We start from the raw sequence: 6313 nt of genomic DNA on the forward strand, positions 1-6313 counted from the left end.
CGTCGCTATCAGTCCAGCTTGACGCCGGTGGCCTTGATGATGGGGCCCCAGCGCTGCGACTCGGCGCGCGCCAAGGCGAAGAACTGCTCCGGCGTGCCGGGCATCGCCTCCATGCCGAAATCGGCAAAGCGCTTTTGCACGGCCGGCGTGCCGAAGGACTTGTTGAGTTCCGAGTTCAGGCGCTGCACAACCGGGCCCGGCAGGCCGGCGGGGCCCACGATGCCCTGGAAGGCGAACACCTCGCTGTTGGGCACGCCCACCTCGGCCAGCGTGGGCACGTTGGGCAGCAGCTTGGAGCGCTGGCCCGAGCCGATGGCCAGCACCCGCACCTTGCCCGACTGCATGATCGACAGGCCCGAGGCCAGGTCCAGGAACATGCACGGCACCTGGCCGCCCATGACGTCGGCCATGGCCGGCGCCGCACCGCGGTACGGAATGTGGGTGATGAAGGTGCCGGTGCGGTTCTTGAACATCTCCATGGCCAGGTGATGCGGCGAACCGTTGCCCGGCGATGCGTAGTTGAGCTTGCCCGGGTTGGCCTTGGCATAGGCCAGGAAGGCCTTGAAGTCCTTGGCGGGGAACTCGGGGTTCACCACCAGCGCGAGCGGGAACTTGCCGATGGCGCCGATGTAGCTGAAGTCCTTGGAAGGATTGAAGGGCAGCTTGGTGAACAGGTATTCATTGAAGGCCAGCAGCGCGTTGTCGGCCGACATGATGGTGTAGCCGTCCGGCTTGGCGCGGGCCACGAGGTCCGAGCCGATGTTGGTGGAGGCGCCGGGCTTGTTGTCGATGACCAGCTGCTGGCCCAGGCTGGTGCGCATGGCCTCGGCCAGTTGGCGTGCGATGACGTCGGTGCCGCCGCCGGCCGGATAGGGAACCACCCACTTGATGACCTGGTCGGGGTAGCTGCCCTGTGCGCGGGCCCAGGGCGCGGCCAGGGTGGCGCCGGTGGCGGCCATGCCGGCCAGAAGAGTTCTGCGATCCATCGAAAAGGTCTCCTTTGTTTGTCGATTGGGTGCCGCTTGGGTGCCGATCGAGTGCCGATCGGCAGCGGCTTCACGCGGACAGCGATGGTATCGGCAGTGCCTTCATCGCATCGGCAATGGCTTCGCGGCAGCGTGACTCATCACCGACTTGCTCGAAGAGAAGCAAGGCCAGCCGCGCCAGGAAGAGCGATTCGCGCTCGGCTCCGGCTTCGCTGATGGCGCGCGCGCATTCGGCATAGAGGCGGTCGCGGGCCTCGGGGGGCAGGGTGTTGCGGTTCATGCGATGTCCTCCACGGTTGCGCTCGCGCAGGCGGCGCATTCGATGGCCTGCAGCAGCAGGCCCGGCTGCGGGTGGCGCCAGCGCGCCGCCACGTGGCCGTCGGGGCGCAGCAGGTAGACGGCGCCATCGAGTGCGCCGAGGGCTGCGAAGGCGTCTTGCGTGGAGCCCGAGAGCTCCAGCTCGTGAAGCTGCACCGGCAGGCCGCGCGCCGCGGCCTTGCGCGCCTCCGCCGCGCAAGCCGAGCGTGCAGGATGCGCCTGCCCCGCGCTGAACACGAGCACCGTGAAGCACGGCCCGATCAGGTCCGTGAGATGCCCCTGCTCGCCCAGCGGCTGCTCGGGCATCACTTCGCCGGGCGGCGGCCCGGCACCCAGGTCGTCGCTGCCGCTGGACAGCGGCGAATCGGCATAGCGCACCGCCTGCGTCTGGCGCGGGTTGATCAGGTTGGCGATGCCGCGGTGTTCCAGCGACAGCGACAGCGCCGCCTCGCGCAGCAGGTCGAAGCCGCGCGAGGGCGGCGACATGAACTCGGTGCTGCGCATCGCGCTTTCCGCGTTGATGTGGAAGGCGGCGATGCGCTCGCTCGAATAGCTGTCCAGCAGCGCCGCGCCGGACACGCCACGCGCCACCAGCGCCAGCTTCCAGGCCAGGTTGTCCGCATCGTCGAAGCCGGAGTTGAGCCCGCGCACGCCGAAGATCGGCATGGCATGCGCCGCGTTGCCGGCAAAGAGAATGCGGCCGCTCGCACCGTGGCGGTAGCTTTGCAGCGTCATCGCGCCGGCGCGGTAGATGGAGGTCCACACCGTCTTCCAGGGCAGATGGCCTTCGCCGATCGCCGCCAGGTGGCGCGTGACGAACTCGCGCACGTTCTGCGGCTGCAATGCCTCTTCGCTGTCCTGCCCGGCACGCAACTGGTAGTCGATGCGCCAGATGTCGTCGGGCTGGCGGTGCATGAGCACGGTGGAGCCCGGGTTCCACGGCGGGTCGAACCAGGCGCGGCGCTCGGTGGGATGCTTGCTGTGCAGTTCGATGTCGATGATGACGTAGCGGCCCTCGTAGGCGGTGCCCTCCAGGTTCAGCCCCAGCGACTTGCGCACGAAGCTCTGGCCGCCATCGCAGGCCACCATCCAGCCGGCGTGCAGCGCGTAGCTGCCCAGCGCGTTGCGCGCGTGCAGCGTGAGGCCGGCCTCGCCCTGGTCGTCGAAGCCTGTGAGTTCCGTGCCCCAGCGGATGTCGATCAGCCCCGGCGCGGCGGCATTGCGGCGCTGGATCTCATCGAGCAGGTACTGCTCGATGTAGTACTGCTCCAGGTTGATCATGGGCGGCAGCTTCTGGCGCGCGTCGTTGGGCATCTCGAAGCGAAACACCTCCTGCGTCTTGTAGAAGCTGGTGCCGCCGGTCCAGGGCAGGCCCTTGCCCAAAAAGGCCGGCAGTGCGCCCAGGCGTTCGACGATCTCCAGGCTGCGGCGCGAGATGCAGGCGGCGCGGCTGCCCACGCAGACGGTGTCGTCCGCTTCCAGGATGACGCTGCGCATGCCGTGGTTGGCCAGGCCCAGCGCCAGCGACATGCCCACCGGCCCGCCGCCGACGATGACGACCGGATGCCGGCCAGGCTCCATGCCGCCTTCCAACGGCGGCAGCCAGGGTGCGAAGCGCGTGTAGTCGAAGGCGCCCACCGACGGCGGAAGTGCATCGCCGTCGAGCTGCGGCGCCAGCGGGCCGCCGGCGGCGTCGCCGGCGCGTGCGGAGGGCGTGGGAGTGAGAACGCTGGTGTTCATGCGAAAGGGATTGTCCGGATGCGCTCCGCGCCGCGTTGTCCTAACTTCGTACGAGGTAAAAACCCTTGTATTTTTCGCATGCGGCGCTGGCGCCTCGCTCCCAACCCCTCCGCCTCCTTTTCGTCTCCCCTGGTGCTCACGCTGCTCTCGGGCGTGGGCACGCAGCAGCTCGCGCGCAGCTATCTCGACGCCATGCAGCGCTTGCTGCCCGTCACCTTCTGCACGGTGTTCGCGGTGGGCGCCAGCGGGCGCATCGAGACGGTCTCGGCCGCCAGCAGCTACGGCAGCACCGCCGAGCGCACGGCCGAGCGCTACGTGGCCCAGCGCTTCGACCTGCTCGATCCGAACATGGTGTGGCTGGCCGCTCGCGCGCTGCCCCGGCGCCCGCAATTGTGGATGGGCCACCAGCGCGCCGAGGAAGTGGCCGACCCTGCGTATCGCGCAGCCTGCTACGGCGACGTGGGCATTCGCGAGCGCGCCTCGGTCCTGTTGCTGCTGCCGGGCGGCCAGCGCGCGGCGGTGAGCTTCTATCGAAGCCTCGCCCAGCCGGAGTTCGGCCGGGCCGATTTCGAGGTGATCGAGGCGCATGCCGAACTGCTGGCGGCGGTCACCGCCGCGCACGGCCGCAGCATCGCCGCGGCACAGCCCCCGGTGCAGGCCGACCTCGCGTCCCGCCTGCTGACGCTGAGCCTGCGCGAGCGCGAGGTCATCGACCAGTTGCGGGCCGGCCGCACGGCCAAGGAAGCGGCGCGCGAGCTGGGCATCGAACTGAGCACCGTGCGCACCCACCAGTACCGGGCCTTCCGGCGGCTGGGCATCCGCACGCAGAAGGACCTCCTGCGCGCGGTGTAGCCGGCGGCGCTCAGCGGCTCCTGGCTGCGGCGTCCAGGCGCTTTTGCATGGCCGCGGCGCGCGCGGCCGAGGGCGGGTGCGAGCTCAGCAGCGACACGCCCTGCGGACCGCTTTGCGCAGCCAGCTTCTGGAAGCCGGTGACCAGGCCCTTGCGCTCCAGCTTGCGCTCGGTGAGCAGGTCGAAGGCGTAGTTGTCGGCGGCGCTTTCCTGCGCCTGCGAGAACTGGGCGTTGACGAACTTCTCGGCCAGGTCGCCGGCCTGCGACTGCGACAGCATGCCCACCACGCCGCCGGCAGCACTGGCCGCGGTGCGCACCGCCGAGGCGCCGTAGGCCGCCTGCATCTGCGACTTGGAGTGGCCCAGCGCCACATGGCCGATCTCATGGCCGATCACGCCGCGCAGCTCGTCGTCGTTCATCAGGTCCATCAGGCCGCTGTAGACGCGGATGCAGCCGTTGGCCATGGCCCAGGCATTGGCCTCCTGCGTGATGTAGACCTTGTAGTTGGCCGGCTTGCCGCCGATGCTGTCGGGCATGGCGCGCACCAACTGCGCCAGCCGCGCCGCATAGGCGCTGCCGGCCGGGGCGAGCTTGTTCTTCTGGTCCATGGCGGCACACGACTGGTCGGACATGGCGAGGATGTCGCCGTCGGACAAGGCCAGCGCCTTGGCGGCGGTGCCGCCGGCATTCATCAGGCCGCTCGTGTCGACGGCCTGCATCGTTTCGCAGCCGGCCAGCGCCAGCAAGGCCGCGCACGCGGCGGCAACGGAAAGAAAACGCACTTGGAACTCCCTGATCGATCTGACTGAAAAGCCCGCGCTGCATGTCGGCGCGGCACTGTCATGGACCGTCGCTCGGCGACGGCCCCGGCAATCATAGAAGCTGCAACCTGCCGCCGGCGGCAACAAGTTGGCACTGCGCTCAGCTGTCTTGCGAGGCGGTGTCGGAATTGGCGTCGGAGCCGGTGCCGGTCTCGGACTCGGTGCCGGCATCCACCGCCGGCGCTGGCGCGTCCTGCGCCGCCGCCGATCGGGCACGGGTGCCCGGCGCCACCACTTCCTGGTCGATGGCACCGAACAGCGAGCGGCCATCCAGCCCCTTCATCTCGATGCGGATGGTGTCGCCGAACTTCATGAACTCGGTGCTGGGTGCGCCGTCCTGGATGGTCTCGATGCAGCGCTTTTCGGCAATGCAGCTGTAGCCCTTGGGCCACTCCATGCGGCCGTCCTTGCGCTCCACGCCCCTGTTGCTGACGGTGCCGCTGCCCACGATGCTGCCCGCGCGCACATTGCGCGTCTTGGCGATGTGGGCGATCAGCTCGCCGAAGTGGAAGGTCATCTCGGGCCCCGCGTCGCACATGCCGACCTTGCGGCCGTTCCAGGTGCTCTGCAGCGCCAGGTGCACGCGGCCGCCCTGCCAGGCCTCGCCGATCTCGTCCAGCGTCACCGCCACGGGGCTGAAGGCGGTGGCCGGCTTGCTCTGGAAGAAGCCGAATCCCTTGGCCAGCTCGGCCGGAATCAGGTTGCGCAGCGACACGTCGTTGGCCAGCATCACCAGGCGGATGCCGTCCAGCGCCTGCTCGGCGGTGGCGCCCATCTTCACGTCGCCGGTGATGACGGCGATCTCGGCCTCGAAGTCGATGCCCATGGCTTCGCTGGGCACCACGACCGGATCACAAGGGCCAATGAAGTCATCGCTGCCACCTTGGTACATGAGCGGGTCGGTGTAGAAGCTCTGCGGGACCTCGGCGTTGCGCGCCTTGCGCACCAGCTCCACATGGTTGATGTAGGCCGAGCCGTCCGCCCACTGGTAGGCGCGCGGCAGCGGCGCCATGCACTGCTGCGGATCGAAGGGAAAGGCATGGCGCGCGCGGCCCTGGTTGAGCGCGGCGTACAGGTCCTGCAGCTGCGGGCTCAGGAAGCTCCAGTCGTCCAGCACCTGCTGCAGGCGCGAGGCAATGCCGGTGGCGTAGTGGGCGAGCGAAAGGTCGCGCGAAACGACGACCAGCTGGCCGTCGCGCGAGCCGTCCTTGTAGGTGGCGAGTTTCATGATGCGAATGCAGGGCTGCCGCGGGCGGCAGGACTAAACTGGAACGAACGCTCGGCAGTGTACCGAGCCGAACCATCCGGCCCCGGGCGCTTCCAACCCGGATTGCCCGCGCCCGTACCCCGCATGAGCAGCCTTCGCGACACTATCGCCCCCGATGCCTCCAGCTGGCGCCAGATCACGCTGGTGACGGTGCTGGTCGTGCTGGTGCATGCGGTATTGCTCGCGGCCTTGCCGCAATGGGGTGCCAGTGACGCGCCGCTGCCGCTGGCGCAGCGCTTCGTCACCCGCACCATCGTGCTGGCGCCACCCACGCCACCCGCCCCGCAGGCATCGCCTGCCGCCGAACCCGCGGCGCCGAAGCCCAAGGCC

At 69.2% G+C, this 6313-nt stretch carries 6 protein-coding genes and 1 pseudogene; 2 read left to right on the forward strand and 5 right to left on the reverse strand.

Features of this window, described 5'->3' with window-relative positions:
- Positions 1-8: 8 nt before the first annotated feature.
- From VSO01S_RS09615 to VSO01S_RS09625, 3 genes are all read right to left on the reverse strand, one after another.
- Positions 9-986: a Bug family tripartite tricarboxylate transporter substrate binding protein gene (locus tag VSO01S_RS09615; RefSeq protein WP_068641754.1), complete on the reverse strand. Its 978-nt coding sequence runs from the start codon at positions 984-986 to the stop codon at positions 9-11.
- A 70-nt stretch (positions 987-1056) separates the two neighbouring features.
- Positions 1057-1266 carry a DUF2783 domain-containing protein gene (locus VSO01S_RS09620; protein ID WP_068641756.1) on the reverse strand — a complete coding sequence of 70 codons (210 nt, stop codon included), beginning with the start codon at positions 1264-1266 and terminating at the stop codon, positions 1057-1059.
- Positions 1263-3044: an FAD-dependent monooxygenase gene (locus VSO01S_RS09625; RefSeq protein ID WP_068641759.1), complete on the reverse strand. Its 1782-nt coding sequence runs from the start codon at positions 3042-3044 to the stop codon at positions 1263-1265. The genes VSO01S_RS09620 and VSO01S_RS09625 overlap by 4 nt, the downstream gene beginning before the upstream one ends.
- A 132-nt stretch (positions 3045-3176) precedes the next feature.
- On the opposite strand from VSO01S_RS09625, the gene VSO01S_RS09630 reads away from it, so the two are divergent.
- Entirely contained in the window at positions 3177-3896 is a 720-nt protein-coding gene (locus VSO01S_RS09630; RefSeq protein ID WP_245684162.1) for a LuxR C-terminal-related transcriptional regulator, read from the forward strand.
- 10 nt (positions 3897-3906) lie between these two features.
- Here VSO01S_RS09630 and VSO01S_RS09635 read toward each other — a convergent pair whose 3' ends face one another.
- Both VSO01S_RS09635 and VSO01S_RS09640 read right to left on the reverse strand, forming a co-directional pair.
- A complete protein-coding gene (locus tag VSO01S_RS09635; RefSeq protein WP_068641761.1) occupies positions 3907-4677 on the reverse strand; it encodes a M48 family metalloprotease in 771 nt (256 codons plus the stop codon).
- 139 nt (positions 4678-4816) lie between these two features.
- Positions 4817-5944, reverse strand: coding sequence for a fumarylacetoacetate hydrolase family protein (locus tag VSO01S_RS09640; RefSeq protein WP_245684163.1), 1128 nt, complete (start codon positions 5942-5944; stop codon positions 4817-4819).
- A 123-nt stretch (positions 5945-6067) separates the two neighbouring features.
- Between VSO01S_RS09640 and VSO01S_RS09645 the strand changes: the two are divergent.
- A pseudogene (locus VSO01S_RS09645) lies at positions 6068-6313 on the forward strand (DUF3108 domain-containing protein); the annotation flags it as partial.

The organism is Variovorax soli NBRC 106424, from assembly GCF_001591385.1.
Lineage (GTDB): Bacteria > Pseudomonadota > Gammaproteobacteria > Burkholderiales > Burkholderiaceae_C > Variovorax > Variovorax soli.